22 protein-coding genes and 1 pseudogene are annotated in these 22,158 nt (G+C 70.9%); 12 read left to right on the top strand and 11 right to left on the bottom strand.

Translation table 11 applies throughout. The annotated features are described in order from the left end of the window. Window positions 1-255: 255 nt before the first annotated feature. From ACIBCM_RS06785 to ACIBCM_RS06770, 4 genes are read right to left on the bottom strand one after another with little or no spacing between them, the layout of a single operon-like run. Window positions 256-963, bottom strand: coding sequence for an enoyl-CoA hydratase/isomerase family protein (locus ACIBCM_RS06785; protein WP_399240879.1), 708 nt, complete (start codon window positions 961-963; stop codon window positions 256-258). Next, window positions 960-2,141: a CaiB/BaiF CoA transferase family protein gene (locus tag ACIBCM_RS06780; protein ID WP_399240878.1), complete on the bottom strand. Its 1,182-nt coding sequence runs from the start codon at window positions 2,139-2,141 to the stop codon at window positions 960-962. The genes ACIBCM_RS06785 and ACIBCM_RS06780 overlap by 4 nt, the downstream gene beginning before the upstream one ends. Before the next feature lie 46 nt (window positions 2,142-2,187). Beyond that, window positions 2,188-3,348: a thiolase family protein gene (locus ACIBCM_RS06775; protein ID WP_399240877.1), complete on the bottom strand. Its 1,161-nt coding sequence runs from the start codon at window positions 3,346-3,348 to the stop codon at window positions 2,188-2,190. Next, window positions 3,341-3,757, bottom strand: a complete 417-nt coding sequence (locus tag ACIBCM_RS06770; protein ID WP_399240876.1) for a Zn-ribbon domain-containing OB-fold protein — start codon at window positions 3,755-3,757, stop codon at window positions 3,341-3,343. The genes ACIBCM_RS06775 and ACIBCM_RS06770 overlap by 8 nt, the downstream gene beginning before the upstream one ends. A gap of 922 nt (window positions 3,758-4,679) precedes the next feature. Between ACIBCM_RS06770 and ACIBCM_RS06765 the strand changes: the two genes are divergently transcribed. Together ACIBCM_RS06765 and ACIBCM_RS06760 are read left to right on the top strand one after the other, a co-directional pair. Continuing rightward, window positions 4,680-5,495, top strand: coding sequence for an alpha/beta fold hydrolase (locus tag ACIBCM_RS06765; protein ID WP_399240875.1), 816 nt, complete (start codon window positions 4,680-4,682; stop codon window positions 5,493-5,495). Window positions 5,496-5,845: 350 nt separating this feature from the next. After that, window positions 5,846-6,673, top strand: a complete 828-nt coding sequence (locus ACIBCM_RS06760) for an IclR family transcriptional regulator (protein WP_399240874.1) — start codon at window positions 5,846-5,848, stop codon at window positions 6,671-6,673. A gap of 225 nt (window positions 6,674-6,898) precedes the next feature. On the opposite strand, the gene ligA is transcribed toward ACIBCM_RS06760, so the two are convergent. From ligA to ACIBCM_RS06745, 3 genes and pseudogenes are all read right to left on the bottom strand, one after another. Next, complete coding sequence (gene ligA, locus ACIBCM_RS06755) at window positions 6,899-8,944, bottom strand: NAD-dependent DNA ligase LigA (protein ID WP_399240873.1); 2,046 nt, start codon at window positions 8,942-8,944, stop codon at window positions 6,899-6,901. Window positions 8,945-9,141: 197 nt separating this feature from the next. Further along, window positions 9,142-9,342, bottom strand: a pseudogene (locus ACIBCM_RS06750) (dihydrofolate reductase family protein); the annotation flags it as partial. Between the two features lie 204 nt (window positions 9,343-9,546). After that, on the bottom strand, window positions 9,547-10,059 hold the full coding sequence (locus ACIBCM_RS06745) for a MarR family winged helix-turn-helix transcriptional regulator (protein ID WP_399240872.1): 513 nt from the start codon (window positions 10,057-10,059) through the stop codon (window positions 9,547-9,549). Window positions 10,060-10,259: 200 nt separating this feature from the next. Between ACIBCM_RS06745 and ACIBCM_RS06740 the strand changes: the two genes are divergently transcribed. Beyond that, window positions 10,260-10,877 carry a flavodoxin family protein gene (locus ACIBCM_RS06740; RefSeq protein WP_399240871.1) on the top strand — a complete coding sequence of 206 codons (618 nt, stop codon included), beginning with the start codon at window positions 10,260-10,262 and terminating at the stop codon, window positions 10,875-10,877. Continuing rightward, window positions 10,874-11,686 carry an alpha/beta hydrolase gene (locus ACIBCM_RS06735; RefSeq protein ID WP_399240870.1) on the top strand — a complete coding sequence of 271 codons (813 nt, stop codon included), beginning with the start codon at window positions 10,874-10,876 and terminating at the stop codon, window positions 11,684-11,686. The genes ACIBCM_RS06740 and ACIBCM_RS06735 overlap by 4 nt, the downstream gene beginning before the upstream one ends. Window positions 11,687-12,011: 325 nt before the next feature. Here ACIBCM_RS06735 and ACIBCM_RS06730 read toward each other — a convergent pair whose 3' ends face one another. Continuing rightward, window positions 12,012-12,479, bottom strand: coding sequence for a winged helix-turn-helix transcriptional regulator (locus ACIBCM_RS06730; protein ID WP_399240869.1), 468 nt, complete (start codon window positions 12,477-12,479; stop codon window positions 12,012-12,014). 87 nt (window positions 12,480-12,566) lie between these two features. Between ACIBCM_RS06730 and ACIBCM_RS06725 the strand changes: the two genes are divergently transcribed. Continuing rightward, window positions 12,567-13,832: an MFS transporter gene (locus ACIBCM_RS06725; protein WP_399240868.1), complete on the top strand. Its 1,266-nt coding sequence runs from the start codon at window positions 12,567-12,569 to the stop codon at window positions 13,830-13,832. Between the two features lie 27 nt (window positions 13,833-13,859). Here the strand turns inward: ACIBCM_RS06725 and ACIBCM_RS06720 are convergent, their stop codons facing one another. Continuing rightward, a complete protein-coding gene (locus ACIBCM_RS06720; protein ID WP_399240867.1) occupies window positions 13,860-14,570 on the bottom strand; it encodes a hypothetical protein in 711 nt (236 codons plus the stop codon). Window positions 14,571-14,792: 222 nt separating this feature from the next. Between ACIBCM_RS06720 and ACIBCM_RS06715 the strand changes: the two genes are divergently transcribed. The 3 genes from ACIBCM_RS06715 to ACIBCM_RS06705 all read left to right on the top strand — a co-directional run bounded on the left by ACIBCM_RS06715 (window position 14,793) and on the right by ACIBCM_RS06705 (window position 18,084). Then, complete coding sequence (locus ACIBCM_RS06715) at window positions 14,793-15,980, top strand: NAD(P)/FAD-dependent oxidoreductase (RefSeq protein ID WP_399240866.1); 1,188 nt, start codon at window positions 14,793-14,795, stop codon at window positions 15,978-15,980. A gap of 507 nt (window positions 15,981-16,487) precedes the next feature. Continuing rightward, a complete protein-coding gene (locus tag ACIBCM_RS06710; protein ID WP_399240865.1) occupies window positions 16,488-17,381 on the top strand; it encodes an RNA polymerase sigma-70 factor in 894 nt (297 codons plus the stop codon). A 199-nt stretch (window positions 17,382-17,580) separates the two neighbouring features. Continuing rightward, window positions 17,581-18,084 (top strand): hypothetical protein, encoded by a 504-nt coding sequence (locus ACIBCM_RS06705; protein ID WP_399240864.1) that lies wholly within the window; start codon window positions 17,581-17,583, stop codon window positions 18,082-18,084. A gap of 226 nt (window positions 18,085-18,310) precedes the next feature. On the opposite strand, the gene ACIBCM_RS06700 is transcribed toward ACIBCM_RS06705, so the two are convergent. Both ACIBCM_RS06700 and ACIBCM_RS06695 read right to left on the bottom strand, forming a co-directional pair. After that, on the bottom strand, window positions 18,311-19,747 hold the full coding sequence (locus ACIBCM_RS06700) for an amidase (RefSeq protein WP_399240863.1): 1,437 nt from the start codon (window positions 19,745-19,747) through the stop codon (window positions 18,311-18,313). Further along, window positions 19,744-19,935, bottom strand: coding sequence for a hypothetical protein (locus ACIBCM_RS06695; protein WP_399240861.1), 192 nt, complete (start codon window positions 19,933-19,935; stop codon window positions 19,744-19,746). Before ACIBCM_RS06695 ends, ACIBCM_RS06700 begins: the two co-directional genes overlap by 4 nt. A gap of 25 nt (window positions 19,936-19,960) precedes the next feature. On the opposite strand from ACIBCM_RS06695, the gene ACIBCM_RS06690 reads away from it, so the two are divergent. From ACIBCM_RS06690 to ACIBCM_RS06675, 4 genes are all read left to right on the top strand, one after another. Next, window positions 19,961-20,482, top strand: a complete 522-nt coding sequence (locus ACIBCM_RS06690) for a hypothetical protein (protein WP_399240860.1) — start codon at window positions 19,961-19,963, stop codon at window positions 20,480-20,482. A gap of 166 nt (window positions 20,483-20,648) precedes the next feature. Then, a complete protein-coding gene (locus tag ACIBCM_RS06685; protein WP_399240859.1) occupies window positions 20,649-20,966 on the top strand; it encodes a DUF6221 family protein in 318 nt (105 codons plus the stop codon). 208 nt (window positions 20,967-21,174) lie between these two features. Continuing rightward, window positions 21,175-21,849: a hypothetical protein gene (locus tag ACIBCM_RS06680; protein ID WP_399240858.1), complete on the top strand. Its 675-nt coding sequence runs from the start codon at window positions 21,175-21,177 to the stop codon at window positions 21,847-21,849. A gap of 84 nt (window positions 21,850-21,933) precedes the next feature. Then, the gene (locus tag ACIBCM_RS06675) at window positions 21,934-22,140 is read left to right on the top strand and encodes a hypothetical protein (RefSeq protein ID WP_399240857.1); all 207 of its coding nucleotides are present in this window, start codon (window positions 21,934-21,936) and stop codon (window positions 22,138-22,140) included. The last annotated feature ends 18 nt before the right edge of the window (window positions 22,141-22,158 follow it).

The following is a 22,158-nucleotide window of genomic DNA, read 5'->3' as shown; positions in this document are numbered from 1 at the left end:
TCGTGGTGGCGTGCGCCGATGACGGTTCCGGTGCCCGGGGCGCCCTGGACCCGGGTGGGTAAGTGCCTGAGGGGGCGAGCCGCGGCGGGCACGGGTGATGAATCCGTCCGGGTATCCGCCTGCCGGGGAGCGGCTGCGGTCACTGCATGACGCAGATCGTGCAGCGCCCGGCGGTGGACCGGACTGTGTGGTCGGAGGGTGGTGGGCATGGTGCCTTCAAGGGGTGTGGACGGTCATACGAAGGGGTGTGGACGGTCATACGGAGGACAGCGCCGCACTGAGGACGCCGGCCGCGAATGAGGTGTCGGACCGGTGGGACTCCCCGGTGCGCCGGTTGAGGAACTGCTTGACGTCCCGGACGGCCGAAGTGACCTGGGAGGCGGCCCGGTGTGCGGCGACCTCCAGTTCGTCGTCGGGTACGAGCTGGGCGACGGCTCCCACCATCCACAGCCGGCGGGCGTCCACCTCGTGTGCGGAGGAAGCCAGATGGAAGGCGAGCGGACGCGGGAGGACGGGTGCCAGCTGGGTGAGAGCCAGCAGCGGGGCGAACCCGGCGTTGATCTCGGGGAGGGCGAATGTGGCGTCTTCGCAGGCCAGTACGAGGTCGCAGCCGGCGGCCAGGGCGAACCCCAGTCCGTGTGCGCGGCCCCGGACCGCCGCTATGACCGGGAACGGCGCGGTGGTGATCGTCTCGTACAGGTCGAGGATGGGGGTGATCACCGTCGCGCGTATCTGCTCCGGGCCGGCTGCCGGTCCGTCGGGCGGTGAGGGAGCACGGCCGAGGCAGAAGTCGGGGAGCGAGGAGCGCAGCACCACGGCCCTGGTGGCGGGGTCGAGTTCCCGGATCGCCTCGGTGAGCGCGGCGATGTCCGGCAGTGTCAGACGGGCGGTGCCGAGGACCACCTCGGCGACGTCGTCCTGCTCGCGTCGGACGGTGAGGGAGGGGGACACCGAAGGGGTCATCGACTGCCGCCCCTCTGCGGACCGAGCCAGTCACGCACCACGTCGTCCCCGTGCTCGCCCAGCCGCGGCGGACGGGTGACGTCGCGGTCCCGCCCGCCGTCCGCGAACTTGACGGGATTGCCCAGCAGTTGCAGGGGCGGCCGTCCCGCGTCCTCGGGGACGTCGATGACCATCTGGCGGTGGCGGACCTGGGGATCGGCCAGCGCGTCCGGTACGGCATTGACCGGAGCGGCCGGCACCCGGGCGGCGTGCAGGTCGGGAAGCCAGTCGGCGGCCGGGCGGGCGGCGAAGGCCTTCTCCAGCAGCGGTCCGAGCTCCTCGCGGTTGGCCTGGCGTGCGCCGCCGTCGGTGAACCGGGGGTCGTCCAGGAGTTCGGGGACGCCCAGCACTTCGCACAGCCCGCGCCACATGCCCTCGGTGTTGGCGGTGACCATGACGTCGACGCCGTCGGCGGCCGTGAAAGCACGGTAGGTGGGGATGGAGTCGTGGGCGCGGCCCTGGCGGCCCGGGGTGACGCCGGCCAGCAGGTGGTACACACCCTGGTAGGAGAGCATGGAGATCTGGCAGTCCAGCATGGAGATGTCCAGCCTGCGTCCCCGGCCCCCGGGACCGCGCTGATGCAGCGCGGACAGTACCCCGATGACCGCGTACATGCCGGCGCTCAGGTCGCCCAGGGGGATCCCGGAGCGTACCGGCGGGCCGTCCGGCAGCCCGGTCAGGCTCATGCCGCCGGACAGTGCCTGCACGATCATGTCGTACGCGGGCCGCTGCCGGTACGGGCCGTCCTGTCCGAAACCGCTGATGGAGCACCAGATCACGCCGGGGTTCGTGGCGCTGAGACCGTCGTAGTCCAGGCCGAGGCGGTCCAGTACCCCGGGCCGGAAGTTCTCGATCACGATGTCGGCGACGTCGGCGAGTTCGCGCAGGCGGCTGCCGCCCTCGGGGGTCTTCAGGTCCAGCACGACACTGCGCTTGTTGCGGTTGACGCTGAGGTAGTAGGCGCTGTCACCGTCGATGAAGTGCGGCGGGATCGCCCGGCTGGAGTCCCCGGCAGGCGGTTCGACCTTCACCACGTCGGCGCCGAGGTCGGCGAGGATCTGGGTGGCGTAGGGGCCGGACAGGAAGGTCGTGAGGTCCAGGACCCGCAGGCCGGTCAGGGGCGGTCCTTGGGGGATCATGTCGTTTCTGCCGTTTCCTCGGTGGCGGTCGGGCGGAGCGTACGGGTCATGAGGTGCTCCGCCGCTTCGGCGCTTCAAGGATGTGAACGGCGCAGGCGCCGTGATCCACACCGGACATCCCCCCGCCGGTGGCGTGGGTGAGTCCGAGCCGGGCTCCCTCGACCTGGCGGTCCCCCGCCTGACCGCGTAGCTGCCAGACGATTTCGACGGCCTGGGCCGCACCGGTGGCCCCGATGGGATGTCCCTTGGCCAGCAGCCCGCCGCTGGGATTGACGACGGTGGTGCCGCCGAAGGAGGTGGCGCCGCTGCGCAGCAGGGACATCGCGTCCCCCCGCTTGGCGAGGCCGAGGGCCTCGTAGTAGAGGAGTTCGGCGATGGCGAAGGCGTCGTGCATTTCCACGACGTCCAGGTCCTCGGGTCCGATGCCCGCCTGCTCATAGGCTTCGGCGGCGCTGTGGACCGTGATCTGAGGAATCGTCATGTCCCTGAACCCGTTGGTGAGTTCACCGGAATGCAGCACGGAGGCGCGGATGCGCACGGGCGGGGCGCCGAAGCGGTGGGCGTTGTCGGCCGAGGTGACCACGAGGGCGGCGGCGCCGTCTCCGTTCGGGCAGCTCATGAACAGGGTGAGTGGTGTGGCGACGGGACGCGAGGCCAGCACTTCCTCGACCGTGGTCTCCTTGCGGTACTGGGCGTACGGGTTGAGTTTGCCGTGGCGGCGGGCCTTGACCGACACCTCGGCGAGGTCGGCCGGAGTCAGGGCGTTCTCGTAGAGGTAGCGGCGGGCGCGCATCGCGTAGACGGCGGGCATGATCTGGCCGGCGGCGACCTCGTGGTCCTCCTCGGCCAGAGGCAGCGGTCCGCCACCGAGCGAGGTGAGTTTCTCGGCGCCGATCACCAGAACGGTCTCGTACAGCCCGGCGCCGACGGCGATGAAGGCCTCGCGCAGTGCGGTGGCACTGGAGGAGCAGGCGTTCTCGACGTTGACGACCGGGATGGATCCGAGGCCGAGGTCACGCACGATGCGCTGACCGACGAGCATGCCGCCGACGACATTGCCGGAGTAGACGGCCTGGATGTCACGCTGGTCCGCGCCGCTGTCCTTGAGCGCACCGCGTACCGCGGTGGCGCCGAGGTCCGCGAGGGTGCGGTCGCGGTGCTTGGCGAACGGGACCATGTCGGCCCCCACGATGACCACGTCACGCATGGTCGGCTCCCTTCGCCGCGCCGGCCACGGGTACCCAGGAGGCGAGATGGCCGTCCTCGTGCCCGGTCAGCCGGAGACGGACCGGCGTGTCGGGGCGCAGCGCGGACTCGTCGGTTTCGGTGATGTGGGCGAATACGCGGGCACTCTCGGGGAGGTCGACGTATCCCACGGTGTAGGGCACGGCACGGTCGGCCGGGCCGATGTGGATCACGGAGTAGCTGTAGAGATTGCCGGTCGGCGACAGCGGCATCGGCCTGAGCTCGCCCAGGCATCCCGGGCACTGGGCCGGAGGCGGACAGGCGGTGACGTCGCAGGCGTCGCAGTGCCCGCCGATCAGTCGGGTGCCGTCGGTATCGACGTGGCCCGGCGGGACACGTACGCCCTCGGGCTCGGTGACCGGTGCCGTCATGGCTGGCCTCCTCTGGGTGTGGGGCGGCGAACGTCCGTGGGGTGGGACCACGGCGCGTCCGTCTGCCGGGTGGGGTTGCTGCCTGCCGGCCCCGCGGGCGACGGGTTAATGTGCGTGAGGGCTGCAAGCATCGAAGGTGTTCTGTTGAAGAGAACGGGAGTTCTCTTCTGCGGGACGTTTGTATGGGCTGAAGGCTCGTGGAGTCAACCCCTGCGGCGCACGTTCGTCATTGCCCCGCGATGCGTACGGCGGTGTTGAGGTGCCGGCTGCGGCGGCTGCGGGGAAGGTTCGGCCGGTCATTCGCCGGTGGGGTCGCGGGGGAGTGGGGCTGTCCTGGTGGTGCCCTCGGTGCCCCCTTGTTCCGCGGTGAGTGCCGGGTTACAGTGGCGTTCCGTTCAATGGAAATTACTTCTTCTTTAACGGAACGATGATCGGTTGTCGGCGGTGGCGTGACCCGTCTCGCCGGTCGGGCGATCGGCCGGAGTGGCGGGGAACATCCAAGGTGACGGATCGTGCGGCACGGCCCCAGTGCCCTTTCGGCGGTGTGGACGGCGCCGCCGGACCGGCCGGTGCGGCACCCGGCCCGGATCTCGCCGCGGCGGTACGGCCCCGGGGCTCGCTCCGGGCGTGCCGGTGTACGGGACCGGCACAAGCCGCGCAGAGCCGTACACCATGCCTCCGGCAGGCCGGCCGCGGCGGCGCGGACCGGGAGAACGGCCGGGAGTCACACCTCGCACACGCATCGGGACCGAATCCGTCAGGGACGAACTCAGTGGAGATACCGGTGAACCCTTCACGATCGGCTGAGCAGCCGTATCACGCTTCCTCCGCACCGCCTGCCGACAGTGCGGTGTCCGGGACGGCCCTCCCGGCGGTGCCACAGCGTTCGTACACCGTCAGGCTCTCCGATCACACCACACTCGTGACGGAGTACACGGAACACCCGGAGTACACGGAACACCCCGAGCCCGCCGAATCCGGGGACAGGCGGGAGCCGGCCGTCCTCCTGGTGCATTCGGCGCTCCTGGACCAGAGGATGTGGTCCGCGACGGCGGCCGGCCTGTCCGGCTACCGGGTCATCACCTACGACCTGCGCGGCCATGGCTCGGCACGCCAGGCCGCACCGACGACCGGCATCGCCCAACTCGCCCGTGACCTCGATGAGTTGACGAGCATCCTGGAGCTGGACACGGCCGATGTGGTGGGTGTCTCGCTGGGCGGCGCGGTCGCCCAGCGCTTCGCCGCCGACCGGCCCGCCCGGGTGTCCTCGCTGGCCCTGGTCGCGACAGCGGTACGGTTCCCGGCCGGCACGATGACGAAGCGCGCGCAGACGCTGGAACTCCAGGGGAGGGCCGCCGTCCGGGACACCACCTTGCGGCGGTGGTTCAGTGCCGACCTGCTCGACGACGCCGGGGCGGAACCGGTCCGCTACGCCCGGGAGCAGCTGGACCGCACAACGGTGGAGCAGTGGAAGGCCGCATGGCTGGCACTGGCGGCATTCGACAACACCGGCGCCGCTGCGGTCGCCGATATCCCGGTACTGGGCATTGCCGGAGAACGGGACCCCTCGACCCCGGCCGAGGTCGTACGCGAACTGGTGGCGGCCTATCGGCAGGGCACGTTCACTCAGCTCCGGGACGCGTCCCACCTGATTCCGCTGGAGCGGCCCGGCCCCCTTGCCGAGACGCTGAGGTCCTTCCTCGCCGCCGTGCATTCCCCCTCTCCCCGGCTGCGGTAGCCGCACCCGCGTACGCGGGACACGGAGCCGGGGCAGGCTGCCCGGCCGCGCTCCGTGCTTCCGGGCGCGACGGCTTCGCGGAGGCGGGTTCCGGCGCGTCGGGGTGCCCCGCTGGTCGGCGCGCCGGGTCACGGCGGGTGATCCAGAGCCCTGACCGGGCGTCCTGGCGGGGTGTCACTGTTCCGCATGCCGAGCGCCGTAGGGTGCGGGCCGGGCATCGGCCGCGTGCTAGTGTTTCGTTAAGTGCAATGGCAGTTTCGCTCAGCAGATTCGTTGACAGTGCTTCCGCTGACCACCCCAGGGTTGGGCCCGGGGTGTGACGCCTCCACTCGTGAAGGAGCTCGGCCACCATGGCATCCGCCCTCCCCCCGCCGGATGGTGCCAGCGAGACTTCCATGCGGCAGCGCCATCCGCTGGCCCGGGCCTTCCGCATCCTGACCGCCATGATCGACTCACGCGCCGAGTCGTTCGGCGTCCGCCAGCTCGCGACCGAGCTGTCCGTCAGCGCGAGTACGGCCCACCGCCTTCTCGGCGATCTGGAGAAGCTCGGCCTGGTCTCGCACGCGGAAGGCGGCGACTACCGGATCGGGCTGGAGTTCTACCGGCTCGCCTGGGCCGCGACCGCCAAGTTCCCCCTGCGGCAGGCGGCGCACGCCTCCTTGCGCGAACTCGCCCGGGCCACCGGGGAGAGCGCCTTCCTCGGTGTGTACGACGACCTCCAGCATCAGATGATGTTCGGTGCCTGCGTCGAATCACGGCACCCGCTGCGGTACGTGATGGAGCTGAACCGGTGGCTCCCCCTGCACTCGGGCGCCAGCGGCCTGGCCATCCTGGCCTACCTTCCGCAGGACGTCCGCGGCGAACTCGCCGAATCAGGGCGGCTGGGGGCCGTCACCGAGCGCACGATCACCGATCCGGCAGTACTGGAAGACGTACTCGCCGATGTGCGCAGCAAGGGGTACGCCTTCTCCCGGGGGCAGCGTATCCGCGGAGCCGTGGCGGTCACGGCCGCCGTCTTCGGCCCACACGGCGGCGTGATCGGCGATGTGGGCATCACGATGCCGGACAGCCGATTCACTCCGGGGCTGGAGACGGAACTCGCCACAGCGGTCATGGAAGCGGCGAAGGCGGTGACCGCTCAGGTGGGCGGGATACCGGCCGCCACCCAAGACCGGTGACCCCGGGCGCGGGCCGCGTCCTGAAGAACTCCGTTGGGACATCCGCGATCCGGTGACGGCGGAAGGTTTGTGCCGTCGGGAACGGCCGAGCAGGCCGGTGCAGGCGCAGTCGGCCCGGACCGGCGTGATCCGCCGGGCGGCCCGATCGGGTCTGCGGCTTGGGCCGGTGCCGCGCACGCGCGCGGGACGGCTCGTGGGCCGTCCCGCCTTCGGGGAAGGAGTGGGTCAGGCCAGGTAGTCGGCGACCAGTGCGGCGAAGGCGTCCTCGGTGAGCACCCTGGTGCCGAGCTGCTCGGCCTTCGCCAGCTTGGACCCGGCGCCCTCGCCCGCGACGAGGATGGTCGTCTTCTTGGACACGCTGCTGGAGGCCGTCCCGCCCGCACGCTCGATGAGCTCATTCATCTCGTTGCGGTTGCGCCCGGCCAGCGGCCCGTGCATGCCGCCCGTGACGACCACCGCCTCGCCCGCCAGCGGCCGGCTCCCCGTGGCCGCACCCTCGGCGGTGGGTTCGGTCATATTCACCCCGGCCCTGGCCAGCTTGTCGATGACGGGACCCAATGCGGCGATGTGAGCCGCGATCTTCGGGGCGTTGGCTCCCGGAAGCTTGTTGACCTCCGCCAGCTCATCCGGCGTGGCAGCCCGGATGGCGTCCATCGTGGCGAAGTGACGGGCGATCTCCCGCGAGAGCGTCCTGCCGGTACGCACCACACCCAGCGCGCAGAATACCCTGTGCAGCGGCTGCCTCCTGGCCCCGGCGAGCTGGAGCAGCAGCGCGTCGGCGCGCTTGTCGCTTCCCGTCGCCTCAGCGAGCTGCTCCCGGGTGAGGAAGAACAGATCGGCGACATCGCCGACCAGGCCGGCCTCGATGAGGGCCTCCAGATATGTTACGCCCAGACCGTCGATGTCGAGCTGGTCGCGGCCCACGGCGTACTTCAGGGACGGCAGCTTCCCGCACCCGCCGCTCACCCCGGCCGCGCACTCCCAGCGTTCACCGGACGTGTCGATGTCCCCGCCGCATCCCGGGCACGCCTCGGGCAGGACGATGTCCGTCTCCTCGCCCGTGCGCAGTGCCACCACGGGTGCCTCGACGCGCGGGATGATGTCCCCCGCCTTGTACAGCGAAACGGTGTCGCCCAGCTTCAGCCCGCTGTTGCGGATGAAGGCGGGGTTGTGCAGCGTCGCATAGGTGACGGTGCTGCCGTCGACCTCCACCGGCTCCAGCACGGCGCGCGGGGCGATGTGGCCGGTGCGGCCGATGTTCCACTCGACCGCCAGGAGCCTGGTCTGTGCCTGCACGGGCGGCAGCTTGTAGGCGATGGCCCAGTGCGGGTGACGCGTGCCGGAACCGGCGGCCTGCTGTTCGGAGTGGTCGTTGGCCTTGACGACCACTCCGTCGATGCCGAACGGCAACTCGGGGCGCAGCTGCTGGATCTCGTCGACGCGGGCCTGTGCGTGGGCCAGAGTGGCGTACACGCGCAGCGCGACGTCGGTGGCGGAGGTGGTCTGCACGCCCAGTGCGGCGATCTGTTCCATCACGGCCTCGTGGCTGGTGCCCGTGAGGAAGCCGGCTCCGTCCAGTTCCACCGCCCCGTAGGCGAAGAAGGTGGTCTCGATGGTGTACGGCCGGTCCTTGGCGCGCAGGATTCCGGCCGTGCCGTTACGCGGGTTGGAGAAGACCTTCGCGTTGTGTGCCGCGCGGATCTCGTTGGCCCGGGCGAACTGGTCCCGGGTCAGCAGGACCTCACCCCGGATCTCCACGGTGGCCCGGCCGGGTACCTGGGTGGGAAGGCCGGCGATCGACCCGATCGCGTGGCTGAGGTCCTCACCGTGCGTGCCGTTCCCACGTCCGACGAGCTGCACCAGGCGCCCGTCCCGGTAGCGCGCGGCCATCGCCGCCCCGTCCAGCTTCGGCTCCACCGCGTAACCGCCCTCCACCGGGTGGTCGATCCTGCGGGCCAGGGACGCGTCCCACTTCAGCAGACCCTCGGCGTCGAAGACGTTGTCGAGGGAGAGCATGGCCACGGTGTGCGCCACGTCGCCCACCGGAGCCGCGCCGCCGCCGACCTTCCCGGTGGGCGAGTCGGCCCGGATATGGTCGGGGTGTGCTTGCTCGTAGGCGCAGATGCCGCGGGCGAGGGCGTCGTAGGAGGCGTCGTCGAGGGTGGTGTCCCCATCCCCGTAGTACGCCGCGCTCGCGGCGAGGGCCTGCTCGACCGCGTGGTCGTAGCCGGCGCGGTCGGTCGGCGAAGGGGCAGATGCGGCAGTCGTCATACAGGTGATCCTGTCGCATGGGTCTGACAATCAGCTCCGCGCGCACCCGTGGACGGCGCTTGGGCACCGCTGGTCCCGCAGCCCGGTTCGTCCCTTTACGGCGGGTGGTTCCTGTGGGTTCCTGCCCCTGCGTCCTGGCGGCCCGTTCCCGGTCCGTCCCGCCTCGGCCGCCAACAGGTGAGACCAGCGGAAGCGGCTCAGCGGGTCCGGTAGCGTGCGCAGATCAGTCCGTTGTCAAAGGCACGCTCCTCGACCGGTTCGAGGCCGAAGCGCACGCCGTCGGGGAAGAATCGTCTTCCGCCGACGACCACGCTCGGGGTGATGAAGAGGCGGTACTCGTCCACCAGACCGGCGGCGATCGCCTGCGCCGCGAGGTTCGGGCCGTCGACGGTGAGGTCGAGGAGCGCGGCGCGCACATCACGGGGACGGCGAGGGCCCCGCGGGCGGCGGTGGGTGCCGAAGGCTGAGAACCACCCTCACCGAGAACGGCCTCCTCTCCGTCGCCCGGACGGACCGGTCCGTCAGAAGGCCGGGTACTGGAGCGTGCGCCCGGGCCGCCACGATCCGCCCCCTGCGGGGGCGAGCGCTCCGCTGACCCGCCCTCACCCGCGGACCAGTACACCCTCTTCGACCGAGGCGAGCACCGAGCGCAGCAGTTCGTTGAGCAACTGGGCCTGGGCCGGGGGGATCCGTTCCACCAGGCGGCCGTGTGCCGCCGTCACCTCCCGTACGGCGGTCTCGGCGGCCTCCACCCCGGCCGGGGTCAGCCGTACCCAGGAGCTGCGCCCGTCGTCCTCGGCCGCCTCGCGGACCACCTGACCGGCCCCGGCGAGCCGCTTGATGACATTGCTGGTGCCGCCCGAGGAGAGCAGCAGGGCATGGGTCAGCTCTGTCGGTCGCAGCCGGTAGGGCGGCCCCACCCGGCGCAGTACGGCGAGGACGCCGTACTCCGCCGGAGTCAGCCCGAGCTTCTCCAGGGCCCCCGCGGCGGCGATGTCGAAGGCGGAGGTGAGCAGAGCGCTCCGCTTGGCCAGCTCCAGCGGGAGGCCGGCCACGTCCGGCAACTGGGTGTGCCACGCCGCGATGATCTCGTCGACGTGGTCGGGCTCTGCCATGATCCGCCTCTCCCGCCCGGATCCGCGGTGTCCGCTGCCGGCCGGGCCTCCGCACCGCTGATTGCCTCAGTATAAAGAGATCTTCCGCGCCGGTCACCGGCGCCAAAGCCACCCACTCCCACTGGTTGCACAGCTCCAGGGAAGGCCGCTAGCTTATGTCTCACAGAAAAGCTTTCCTTATAGCTTTCATTGGAGGCATTGTGAACGGAAACACGCAGGTGCAGATCGCGGTGGCGTACCACAGCGGTTACGGCCACACCGCACGGCAGGCGGAGGCCGTGGCCGCGGGCGCGGCGGCCGTACCGGACACCGGCGTACGGCTGCTGCCGCTCACGGCCCTCGACGACGAGCTGTGGCGGACCCTGGACGAGGCGGACGCCATCATCTTCGGCACCCCCACCTACATGGGCGGGGCGAGCGCTGTGTTCCGCACCTTCGTCGAGGCCACCAGCAAGGTCTGGGGCAATGACCTCCAGTGGCGCGACAAGATCGCCGCAGGCTTCACCAACAGCGGCAACATGGCGGGCGACAAGCTCCACACCCTCGTCGACATCACCCTCTTCGCCGCCCAGCACGGCATGATCTGGGTGGGCCTCGCCGAGTACGGCGGCTGGAACACCTCCAGTGGCAGCAGCGCGGACCTCAACCGCCTCGGCAGCTGGCTGGGCGCCATGTCCCAGTCCAACAACGACGAGAGCGCCGAAACCGCCCCCTGCGCCAGCGATCTGCGCACCGCCCAGGCCCTCGGCCGCCGGGTCGCCGAGGTGACCCACGTCCACCTCCGGGGCCGGGCCACCGCAGTCCCGGTCCTGACATGAACCGCGCCGTACGGCTACGGGCCCTGGCGGCCGGTGCGGCCCTCGCCCTCGCCGCCACCATCGGCTGCACCGCCTCCGCCGGGAACCCCCGGCCCGCGTCCGACCAGGACGGCACCCGTCAGGAGACCTCGGTGAACGACACCACCCCCACCCCCGGTGCTTCCGGGACGGTGACCGCCTCAGCGCCCCTGCCCGGCTGCTACCAGGGCACCGGTGCCACCGCCCATCGACTGCCCGGCTCCACCAGCGGCCGGATGGTCGCCCTCGGCAGTGGGCCCCGGGGCATCGTCTTCGCGCCCATTTCCTGGGGCGACGCCTGCGAATGGGCCGCAGAGGCCAAGCGGCTGGCCCGGCACGGCCACCAGGTCGTCACCTTCGACTGGGGCGACGACCGGGAGGAGACCGTCCTCGCCGCCACCGCTCTGCTGCGCGGCCGGGGCGCCGGTACCGTCGCCTGGGTCGGCGGCTGTATGGGCGGCACCGTCATGCTCGGCCTGGCCGCCGACCGGAGCGCCGAACGGCCCGAGGGGGTCGCCGGGATCAGCCCGCTCGCCACCCTCGGCGGTGCCGACGCCGGGGAAGGCGACGGCTACCGGGGCGAACTTCTTCTCCTCGGCACCGAACGCGATCCCCTCGCCGACGAGACCCGGCTCCGTGAGGTCGCCCAGCGCTTCCCCGCCGCCCGCACCACCGTCCTCCCGGGCACCCTCCACGCCGCCGAGATCTTCGGCGGCCCCCACCAGGAGGACGCCCGCACCGCCCTCGACGCCTTCCTCGGCCGTGTCTTCGGCCGGGAGGCCGCCGAATGACCACCTGCCGAATGACCACCTGCCGAATGACCACCGGCCGGATGACCGGGGGCGACCGCCAGGGGCCCGCTGGACCACTCGCGCCGGATGCCCCGGTCCCCGCCGCACCCGGGCCCGTACCGGCCCTGCGGCGCTACGGCGTCGGGCCCCGGGACACCCGGGATCCCGGACGGGCGGAACGGCGGCGCCAGGACCGTCGTCCCAAGCGGATGGCGGCCCACGTCCCCTGCGTGCCCCGGAGTCCGCCGACATCGACGAGGGCGATGAGGGAGGAGAAACGAGGTGAGGTACTGCACGGCGAGGTGACGGTCACCTCACGGACACCTCACACGGTTCTGCCGGTCTTGCGCACGTGGGTGGAATCGGCGTCGAGTCGGGTGCCGTCGGTGCCGATCGGGGTGATGTCCGGTACGCGGATGCCGTGCTCGTCGACCAGGGTGGAGTGGGGCTCGCCGGGATCGAAGGCATGGCGCTCGCCCCACTGGCGCAGGGCGAGGAGCACGGGGAAGAGGTCGCGGCCGCTGTCGGTGAGTACGTACTCCGGGCGGCGTCCCGGGGGCGCGGTCCGCCGGGCGAGGAGACCGTGGGCGCTGAGCTTGCGGAGGCGGTCGCTGAGGATGTTGCGCGCGATGCCGGTGCGCCGCTGGAACTCGGTGAAGGAGCGTGCCCCGTCCATCGCGTCCCGGATGACCAGGAGGCTCCAGCGGTCGCCGACCAGATCGAGCGTGCGGGCGACGGGGCAGTCGGGATCGGTCCAGGCGGGGTTCGGGGCGGTGGTCGAGGGGCGCGGCATGACACCTCCTGATGAGTTGCGTATTGAAACCATAATGCCCTACGGTCGCATTGGTTTCATTTTGCTACTCATCTCGATCGGGGTGCGATGGACGTCCGGCGACGGGTACTGCTGGCGATCGTGTGCGGTGTCGCGGTGGCGAGCGTCTACGCGGCGCAGCCGGTGCTGGCGCCGATGGGAGAGAGCCTGGGCGTGCCGGCGGGCCGGCTGGGGTGGATCGTCTCGATCGGTCAGTTCGGCTATCTGGCCGGCCTGGTGCTGCTGGTGCCGCTCGGCGACGTGGTGGCCAACAGGCGCCGGCTCATCGCGGTGCATCTGATGATCACCGCGGCCGGCCTCGTTCTGACGGCCGCGGCGTCCGCCGCGTGGATGGCCTTCGCGGGGCTCGCGCTGGCCGGGATGTTCGCGGTCGTGGTGCAGACCGCGGTGGCGTACGCCGCGTCGGTCTCGCCGCCCGCCGAACGCGGGCGGAACATCGGCGCCGTGACCTCGGGTGTGGTGGTGGGCATTCTGGGCGCACGGGTCGTCACCGGCGTACTCGCCGAGCAGTGGGGCTGGCGAAGCGTCTATGTCGTGCTCGGTGTGCTGGCACTGGGGCTCGCGGCCCTCGTTCTGCGCGCTCTGCCACGGGCGGATCGCTCTCACCGGCCCATGCGGTACCGGCAGGCGGTGGTCTCGTCGGGCGGACTGTTCGGACAGCGGCTCTTCCTGACGCGCGGCCTGATCGCGTTCTTCTTGTTCGCGTCGTTCGGAACTCTGTGGAGCGGGCTGTCCCTGCCGCTGGCGGACGCGCCGTGGGAACTGAGCGAGAGCCAGATCGGCATGTTCGGCGTTGCCGGGCTCGTCGGCGCGCTGGGCGCGGCGCGCGCGGGACGGTGGGCTGATTCGGGGCGGGCGGCCCCGATGGCCGGCCTCGCGCTGGCCCTGCTCATCGCCTCCTGGGCCGCGACCGCGCAACTGCCCCGGTCCCTGTGGCTGCTCATCATCGGCATCGTGGTGCTCGACTTCGCTGTCCAGGTCGTGCATGTGAGCAACCAGCACGTGCTCACCACCGTGCACCCGGAGCGTACGAGCAGCGTCATCGCCGGTTACATGGTCTTCTACTCCCTCGGCTCCGCCCTCGGCGCGGCCGCCGCCACCTCCGTCTTCGCCTCCTGCGGATGGGCCGGCTCCAGTCTCCTCGGAGCCGGATTCGCGGTTTGCGCGTTGATCGTCTGGGCGACCGGACGGGAGCCGGGCCTCCAGCGCTCCGGGCTTCCGATCGGAGGCGGCAGGCGCACGCCGTGTCCCGAGGAAACGCGGAATGCGGAAGCAGGGCAGAACGCGGAACGGCAAACATCGGCGTGTCCCTGAAGCCCTGGCCGATCGCGAACCTTGCACTCAGGGAAAGTCCGGACACTCCGCGGCGAAGCCCTGCGAGACGGGCTGCCATACGCCGTGGTCCTCACGTACGCTCAGCCGGTCCGCTTCCTCGGCGGACTCGATCAGCTGAGCGGTGGTCAGGGGAACGGCCGCCGCGAACACCCGCCCGAGATGGTGACAGTGCAGCATCGGGCGGAGTTCCTCCGGGTACGGCTCATCGGCGACCGCGAAGAGATCGGGCAGTGTCCAGCCCAGTGGACCTGCCACGGCAGACAGCCGCAGCCGATGGTGCGGACTCGGGTCCCAGCGCCACACCATCCCGAGCAGCGTGCTGAAGGACAATCCCATGAACGGCAGTTCGCGGAGGCCGAAGCCGCGATTGCGGATCAGCCCGCCGAGTACGGCGGCAAACCTGGTCTCGGCGGGCCGGCGGCCCGGCCACGTCGGCTGTACGAAGGGTTCCGACGCGGAGACCCGGGGCAGCGAGCGGACGAAAGCCTCCAGGGCGGCGAGCTGCGGGTGGTCGCAGTGGCTGACGCGGTAGGCGAACTGCTTCATGACCCTGGCGTCGCGCTCGGGGGGAAGGAGTTCCGCGGGCACCGGATGGCCCGCGACCACGAGGAGGTCGGCAGCCGGAATGCCGAGTTCTGCGGCGAGTTGGGTGAGTCGCCGCGGGGCGGTGTCCCGCCCGCTCACGGCGAGGCTGCGAAGGATGTCGGCCCTCTTCATGTGCCGAAGGTAGTGGGGTGGGCCGCCCGGCACAGCCGGGAGCCGGCCCCGTACCCGCCGGCCGCAGACGCAGTACGCCTGCCGCGCCCGTCGCCATCCGTACCCCTGCCGAACGAGAGAACCGTGTACCGAGCTCCCGTGAAGTGATCTGCCTCACATGCTGTCACGGCGATCGGCCATGCGGTGTCTTGTGCCCGAACCCCTCGAAACGAAGGAGACACCGTGACTGGGAACACCGATGTGGTCGTGATCGGCGGCGGATACGCGGGCGTCCTGGCGGCCAATCGTCTGACGCAGCGCAACGACGTGACGGTGACGCTGATCAACCCGCGTTCGGCCTTTGTCGAGCGGATCCGGCTGCACCAGCTGGTGGGCGGATCCCATACGGCGGCCGTCGACTACCGTGAGGTCCTGGGCGAGCGCGTCCGGCTGGTGGTGGACACCGTGGCGCGCATCGACGCGGCCGGGCACAGCGTGGCGTTGGCAGCCGGAGGCACGGTCGGTTACGACTATCTGATCTATGCGGTGGGCAGTGGCAGCGCCGGCCCGCGCGTGCCCGGGGCGGCCGAGTTCGCCTACCCGATCGCCACCCTGGAGGAGGCACAGCGGCTGGCGACGGTGGTCGACGGAGCGCCCGCGACGGCCCCGGTGACGGTTGTGGGAGCCGGTTCGACCGGTATCGAGACCGCTGCCGAGCTGGCGGAGCAGGGCCGACGGGTGACTCTGGTGTGCGGCGGGGTTCTCGGCCCCTATCTGCATCCGCGGGTTCGGCGGTCGGTTGCCAAGCGCCTGTCCAAGCTCGGTGTGACCGTACTCGATGGTCCCGGCGCGAAGGTGACGGCGGTGACCCGTGATGCCGTGCGACTCGATGACGGCGGCGAACTGCCGAGCACGGTGACCATCTGGACCGCCGGGTTCGGCGTGCCGGACCTGGCCGCGCGCAGCGGGCTGAGTACCGACAGCCTGGGCCGTCTGCTCACCGACGAGACGCTGACGAGCGTGGACGACGAGTACATCGTCGCCGCAGGGGACTCGGCGGCCCCTTCGGACATGCCGCTGCGCATGAGCTGCCAGACCGCTCGTCCGCTGGGAGCGCACGCTGCCGACACGGTCCTGGCCCGGATCACGGGTGCGCAGCCCGAGGCCATCAACGTGGGCTTCTTCGGCCAGTGCATCGCCCTGGGCCGTCGTGCCGCCGCCGTACAGCTCGCCTCCAAGGACGACACCGCGAACAGGTACCACATCGGCGGCCGCATCGCCGCGGGGATCAAGGAGCGCGCCTGTACGGACGTCGTCAGGGTACTGGCGGACGAGGCACTCAAGCCCGGCTCGTTCACCTGGAAGTTCAAGGACCACAAGCGCCGACAGCTGCTGCGGGCCCAGCGCGCCGAGGCAGCCGTCCACCGCTGACCGGAAGTCCGGCGAACCACTGGCGATCGGTCGGGCCGACACCGGAGCCACCGACACCGGACAAGGGAAGACTCCGTGAACCCCACTCCGAGAACGGCCACCGGACTGCCGGCCGCGGCCGCCCCGGGCGGCGGGATCAGCACAGCGTTCATACCCAGGGAGAAGCCCGTCGTGCGTGCCGGGTGTGCTCATGGCCGGTGCGATGGTCGGTCACGGCCGCCTCGGTCAGGTACGGGCTCGTGATCCTGAACCTCGTCCGTCTCGTGCCCGCAGCCCCGATCGCCGTGGAGCCGCTTCGTCCCTGAGCCGCTCACCGGCTGCGTATGTGCCGCCCGGCAGGGCTTGTCAGGTGGCGGCCGTGCACCGGACGCCGACCCCACAGCCGGTCGTACCGGGTGAATGGGGCGGGTCGAACAGACACCGATGAACGGGGACCTCGCTGGGGATGGATGCACCATCGACCGTCGTCGGAAACCAGGGACCGCCGCGAAGGAGACAGCTCACGAGATGAGTGACCACGCCACCAGCACGGCGACGGAGACGTTCGTCGCCCACCGCAATCTGCTCTTCACCGTCGCCTACGAGATGCTCGGATCGGCGGCCGACGCCGAGGACGTCCTCCAGGAGACCTGGCTGCGCTGGGTCAGGGTCGACCTGGGGCAGGTGAGCGACCGGCGCGCCTACCTGGTCCGGATCACCACCCGGCAGGCACTCAACCGGCTGCGCACCATCAAGCGCCGCCGGGAGGCGTACGTCGGACCGTGGCTGCCCGAGCCGTTGCTCACCGCGCCGGACGTCGCCGAGGACGTCGTGCTCGCCGAGAGCGTGTCGATGGCGCTCATGCTCGTCCTGGAGACACTGTCACCGACCGAGCGGGCGGTGTTCGTGCTGCGCGAGGTCTTCGACGTCGGTTACGACGAGATCGCCGAGGCCGTCGGCAGGAGCCCCGCGGCCGTACGCCAGATCGCACACCGCGCACGCCGGCACATCGACGCCCGTCGGCCCCGCTCGGTGGTCTCCGCCAGCGCGACCCGGGCGGTTCTGGAGTCGTTCCGGCAGGCGCTGGAAACCAGGGACCTGCGGAGGCTGCTCGATGTGCTCGCGCCTGAGGTCGTCGTCGTCAGCGACGGCGGCGGCATCAAGCAGGCGGCGCTGCGGCCCGTCATCGGCGCCGAGAAGGTGATCCGCTTCCTGGCCGGCGGACTCGGCAGAACCGATGCCACGGTCACCGCCGGTCCGGCCGTGGTCAACGGCGGGCCGGGACTCGTCTTCCGTCTGGACGGTGAGATCGACGGCGTCATGGTGGTCCGCGTCGAGGACGCCCTCATCACCGGTATGTACTACGTCCGCAACCCGGAGAAGCTGACTCGCGTCGCAACCGAGACCCCGCTGACGCGATGAACACGGCCCACCGAACGCGGTTCGCGCCGTAGCGGCCCGTCACCGTGACCTGCCACTGTGAGCCGGTCCGGAGACCGAGAGCGCCCGAGGCCCCTTCGGCGTGGCGGACTCCCACCCGGCAGCCGCGTGACACCGAACGCCACGACTGGTCCGTGAAATCGCTGGACTGCCGGTCAGAGCACCTGTCAGGCTCCGGCTCGTGGAGATTCTCGGTGTCCTGGCCGGCATGGCCAAGATCGGCCGGCTGGGGCCGGTGTTCAGTGGTGCGGACTGGAGCGATGTGACCTCGGCGCTCGGCGAGCCGTGGGACATCGGATCGATGAGCCGGAACAGAAGGTGGCCGAGGCTCTTCGCCTACGGAGATCTTGAGCTGAGCGTGTGCCGCTGCCGCAAGGTCTCTCTCATCTGCCTCCAGACCTGGCGTGAGACTGTCGAACTGCCTCCGTCGGTTGTCGGAGGGACGGGTGGTTTCCCAGCGGGGCTGAAGCGCGCGGACGTCGTTTCCGCTTTGGACAAGGCCGGGTGTTCCTGGGAGCCCTATGCGCCGCTGACCTTCGGCGACCAGTCCACACTCGTGGCCATCCCGTCCGGAGCGACCTTCACCTTCGCGATACCCGAGGACGAGGAACCCGTTCTGAACGTCGTGGGCCTGCCCGGCGACGGACACGACTGCTCCGCGCGGACGACAGGCCGAGATCACTGACGCGATTCAGGTGTTGTGCACGGCGGTGTCCGGCGCCGGACACGCCCGAGGTGCTCTCGGACCGGCTCCTGCCCACCGCTCACCGGAACCTCCCGGGAACCGGCCGATGGAGGTCACCCTCCGGCCCCGGAGGGGGGCGCACTGCCGGCCGAATCACCCCGGTGCGCCCGCGACTTCGACCACGTGCACACGAAGGCAGAACCGGGGCGCCTGGTTCGCGTGTGGGTCAGGGGGCCGGGCGGGGGCCGGTGAAGGCCGGCGGGTGGAAGGTGCCCAGGGCGGTTTCGATGGCTTGGGCGGCGCGGAGTGCGAGGTCTTCGCGGCGGTGCGGGGCGATGACTTGCACGGCGCAGGGCAGTCCGTCCGGGCTCAGGCCGGTGGGGATGCTGATCGCCGGGTGGCCGGTGTCGTTGAAGACGGACGTGTAGGAGACCGGGAGGGTCCATTCGTGCACCGCCGCCGCTATGTCGGGGCCCTCCGCGGCCCATGCCGTGGTGGGTACGGTCGGCATGAGCAGCAGGTCGTACCGCTCGAAGAGTTCGGCCGTCCACCGGTCGAGCCGTCCCCGGTGGGTCCAGTAGGCGGCGAAGTCGCCGGGCGTGAGGGTGCGGCCTCCGTCGAGGATGTCGGCGAACCACGGTTCGAAGTCGCCGCGTCGGGCGGTGAAGTCGTCGAGGACGCCGAGGAGGCGGTTGTACGCCAGGACTCGCTGCCGCAGGAGGAAGGGCGCGGGGAACTCGGCGGCGCCGGGCAGCGCGGGATCGTCGTCCCGGACATCGTGGCCGTGGTCTCGCAGGAGGGCGGCGGTTCGCTCCAGGGCGTGCAGTATCTCGGGACGGGGGGCGGCGATACCGAGGGTGCGCAGGACTCCCACGCGCAGGACGGGCAGAGGCTTGTCGAGGCTGTCCGAGTACGGGTTCGGCGGTGCGGGCAGGGAGTTCGGGTCGGACGGGTGGTAGCCGGCGGCCACGTCGAGGTGCAACGCGGTGTCGCGGACGGTGCGGGCCATGCCGGAGAGACAGATGTGCTGCGGCCAGTTGGGCAGGCGGGAGGGACCTTGGGGAATGCGGCCGCGACTCGGTTTGAGTCCGACGACCCCGCACAGCGCCGCGGGAATGCGCGTGGAGCCGCCTCCGTCTCCGGCGGTGCCGAGGGCGACGAGTCCGGCGGCGACCGCCGCGGCGGCTCCGCCGCTGGAGCCGCCCGGGGACTTTCGCGGGTTCCAGGGGTTGCGGGTGGTGCCGAAGGCGTCGTTGGCTGTGTGGACGCTCACGCCGATCGGCGGCACGTTCGTCTTGCCGATGATCAGGGCGCCGGCGGCGCGCAGCCGGGCGATGTGGATGCCGTCGCGGGTCGTGGGCGGGCTGTCCCGATAGGCACTGGTGCCCCGGCTGGTCACGAAGCCCTGCGCGTCTTCGAGGTCCTTGACCAGGACGGGCAGGCCGGGGAGGGGGCCGGCGTCATCGCCGCGGGCGATCCGCGCGGTGAGGGAGGCGGCTTCGGCGAGTGCCCGCTCGGGGTCCAGGGCGACGACGCTGTTGAGCTCGGCGTCGGCGGTTTCGATCCGGTCCAGGGTGTGGCGCATGAGTTCGTCGGGCGAGAGCGCGCGGCGTCGCACGAGGGCGGTGAGTTCGGTCGCGGAGGCGAAGGACAGGTCGGTCATGGGCGGGCGGGCTCCTGTGTTGTGTGGTGGCTTTCGGAGGGTGGGGCGGCTTCCAGGCTCACACCGGTGGTACGGGGGCCGAAGGCCATGGCGAGCACACCGCTGGTGACGCCCAGCACAGCGAGGAAGACGAACACGGCGGTGTAGCCGAGGCTCGAGGCGCCGCTCGACAAGGCGATCTGGCACACGGGTGCCACCCCCGGCTACGCGGGAATGCTGCTCCTGCTCCCCGAGCGGAACCTCTCCCTCGTCCTGGAGCAGAATCTCCATGGACTGCTCCAGGACGAGGCGGTCATGCAGGTCGGATTCGGCGCCGCCCGCATCCTCGCCGGCGCACCGGCACCGGCCGATTCCCCGTCCACCAGGCTGTACGACGTGACGGTGTGGGGCACCACCGCCCTGGCCGTCCTGATGCTCGCGGCCGCGGTGCGCTCGGCACTGCTGCTGCGCCGCACACCCGTACCCGTATCAGCGGTCCGCCGGATCGCCGGAACCGCCGTATGGGTGCTGGCGGGTGCACTGCCGGGGACGCTGATCGCCATGGCGGTCAAGTTCACGGGGACGGGCCAACTCCTGACGTGGGTACCGGACTCCTTCATCGCCCTGTGCGTCGCGGCCGGAGCCGGCGCACTGGTGATCGTCCTGCGGATCGTCCGCGCGATCCGCAGGCCCCGGCCGGCCGCCGAGCGGCCGACACCCCTCGACCGTGGGACACAGGCAAGGACCCCCGCCTGAGATCCTCAGGCATCGCGCCGACGCCTGCTGGAGACCCCGCGCGGCTGCGCGGGGTCTCCAGGTCCGGACGGCTCCACCGCCGCCCGGGCCCTGGTTCACCACGGTCGTCGGCTCACCGTGCCCCAACCCGGCCGCCGGCCCCGGCGGCGGCATCGAGAATGCTTCCATGGCTGAAGAACTGGTGAGGTTCCTTGAGGCACGGTTGGACGAGGAGGCCGATTTGGCCCGGCGCTGCGACGGTGACGGATGCGGGGAGTGGTCTGCCCAAGGACACAGGGTCGACTTCTGCCAGGTAGACCTCGTCGGCTTCCACCCCACGGTCGCTCTGCATGTGGCTCTGCACGACCCGGCCCGAGTCCTGCGCGAGGTCGAGGCCAAGCGGCGCATCCTGGCCCGTCACGCCGGCGATCCTTGGCCGTACCACGACTTGCGTGACCTTGCTTTGCCCTGCACCGGCCATCCTGAATTCCCCGCCCAGACCTGAAACAGCGCAGCACACGAGCAGAGCGTCCGACGAGGCTGCGTACCGTTTCCGGGCGTCGGGGACATGACCGGGGGCGCCGACCCTGGCCCTGGCCCGGCGCTTGCCGGAAAGAATCCGGTGATTACATGCACGAGGGTCGGCGCCGGCCGTGTCAGGGCTATCTTCGGGTGACGGTGACGGTGACGGTGACGGTGACGGGAGGCGGGCGATGGCGACGGTGGTGAGCGGCAGGACGTTCGAGCACAGGCTGTGGAGCGGTGCCGGGGGGGTGGTGCAAGATCTCCGGTTCGACCGCTGTGTGTTCATCGTCTGCTCCCTGGTCCAGTTCGACGACCCGGAACCCCCGCTGGTCGCCCGGAATATCACCGCGACCCGGTGCACCCTCGACAACTGCTCGGTCGCGGGAGTCCGGTTCGAGGACATCACGATCGAGCATCTGACCGTCAGGGGCTGGCCCCTGATCCGGGGGTGTGTCTTCTCCCGTGTCACCCTCAAGGGCAGGATCGGCCCCCTGGTCGCCGCCACGCCTCTCGCGCCCGCAGGCTCCGAGCTGCACCCGTACGCCACCGGGGCGATCGTGGACGCCTACGCCTCCGTCGACTGGGCCCTCGACATCTCGGAGGCCGAGTTCACCGACGTCGCCCTCGACCTGGTGCCCGGAAACCTCATCAGAAGAGACCCCGAAACCCAGTTCCTGCTGCACCGGGACAAACTGGAAGGCCTGGATCCCCAAACACTGCCCAGGAGAGCGAAACTGTTCGTGGACCGCTTCCAGTACTCACCCTTCGACACCATGGTCGCCGTCGCCCCCAAGCGATCCCGGTACTTCCGGGACTTCCTGGAATCGCTGGAGGAACTGCGGAAACGCGGCCTGGCGGAATGACCCCGCACCGGGCGCAAGACGGCCCGGCCGCGCCCGGTGATCCACTCCACTGTTCAACCGTTCCTCACCCATGGTGACGCGAAGGTGCACGACGGGGCCGTTGTCGCCACCGTCCCCCTCGGGGAGCACCACCCCCTCACCGGGCACCGGAATGAGCTGGCTGACCACTTCCACCGCCTGCTCGGCACCAGCACAGAACGATGCAAACGCGACCGCGCACTGGACGCGCTGAACGCCTGGGACCGCGACACCAGTACTCCGGAGAACGCGAACGACAACGCCGCCCGCTAACTTCGCACCCGCATGGCG

The organism is Streptomyces sp. NPDC051018, from assembly GCF_044456085.1.
Classification (GTDB): domain Bacteria; phylum Actinomycetota; class Actinomycetes; order Streptomycetales; family Streptomycetaceae; genus Streptomyces.
The sequence above is the reverse complement of the archived record's forward strand: the minus strand, read 5'-3'. Positions and strand labels throughout refer to the sequence as shown.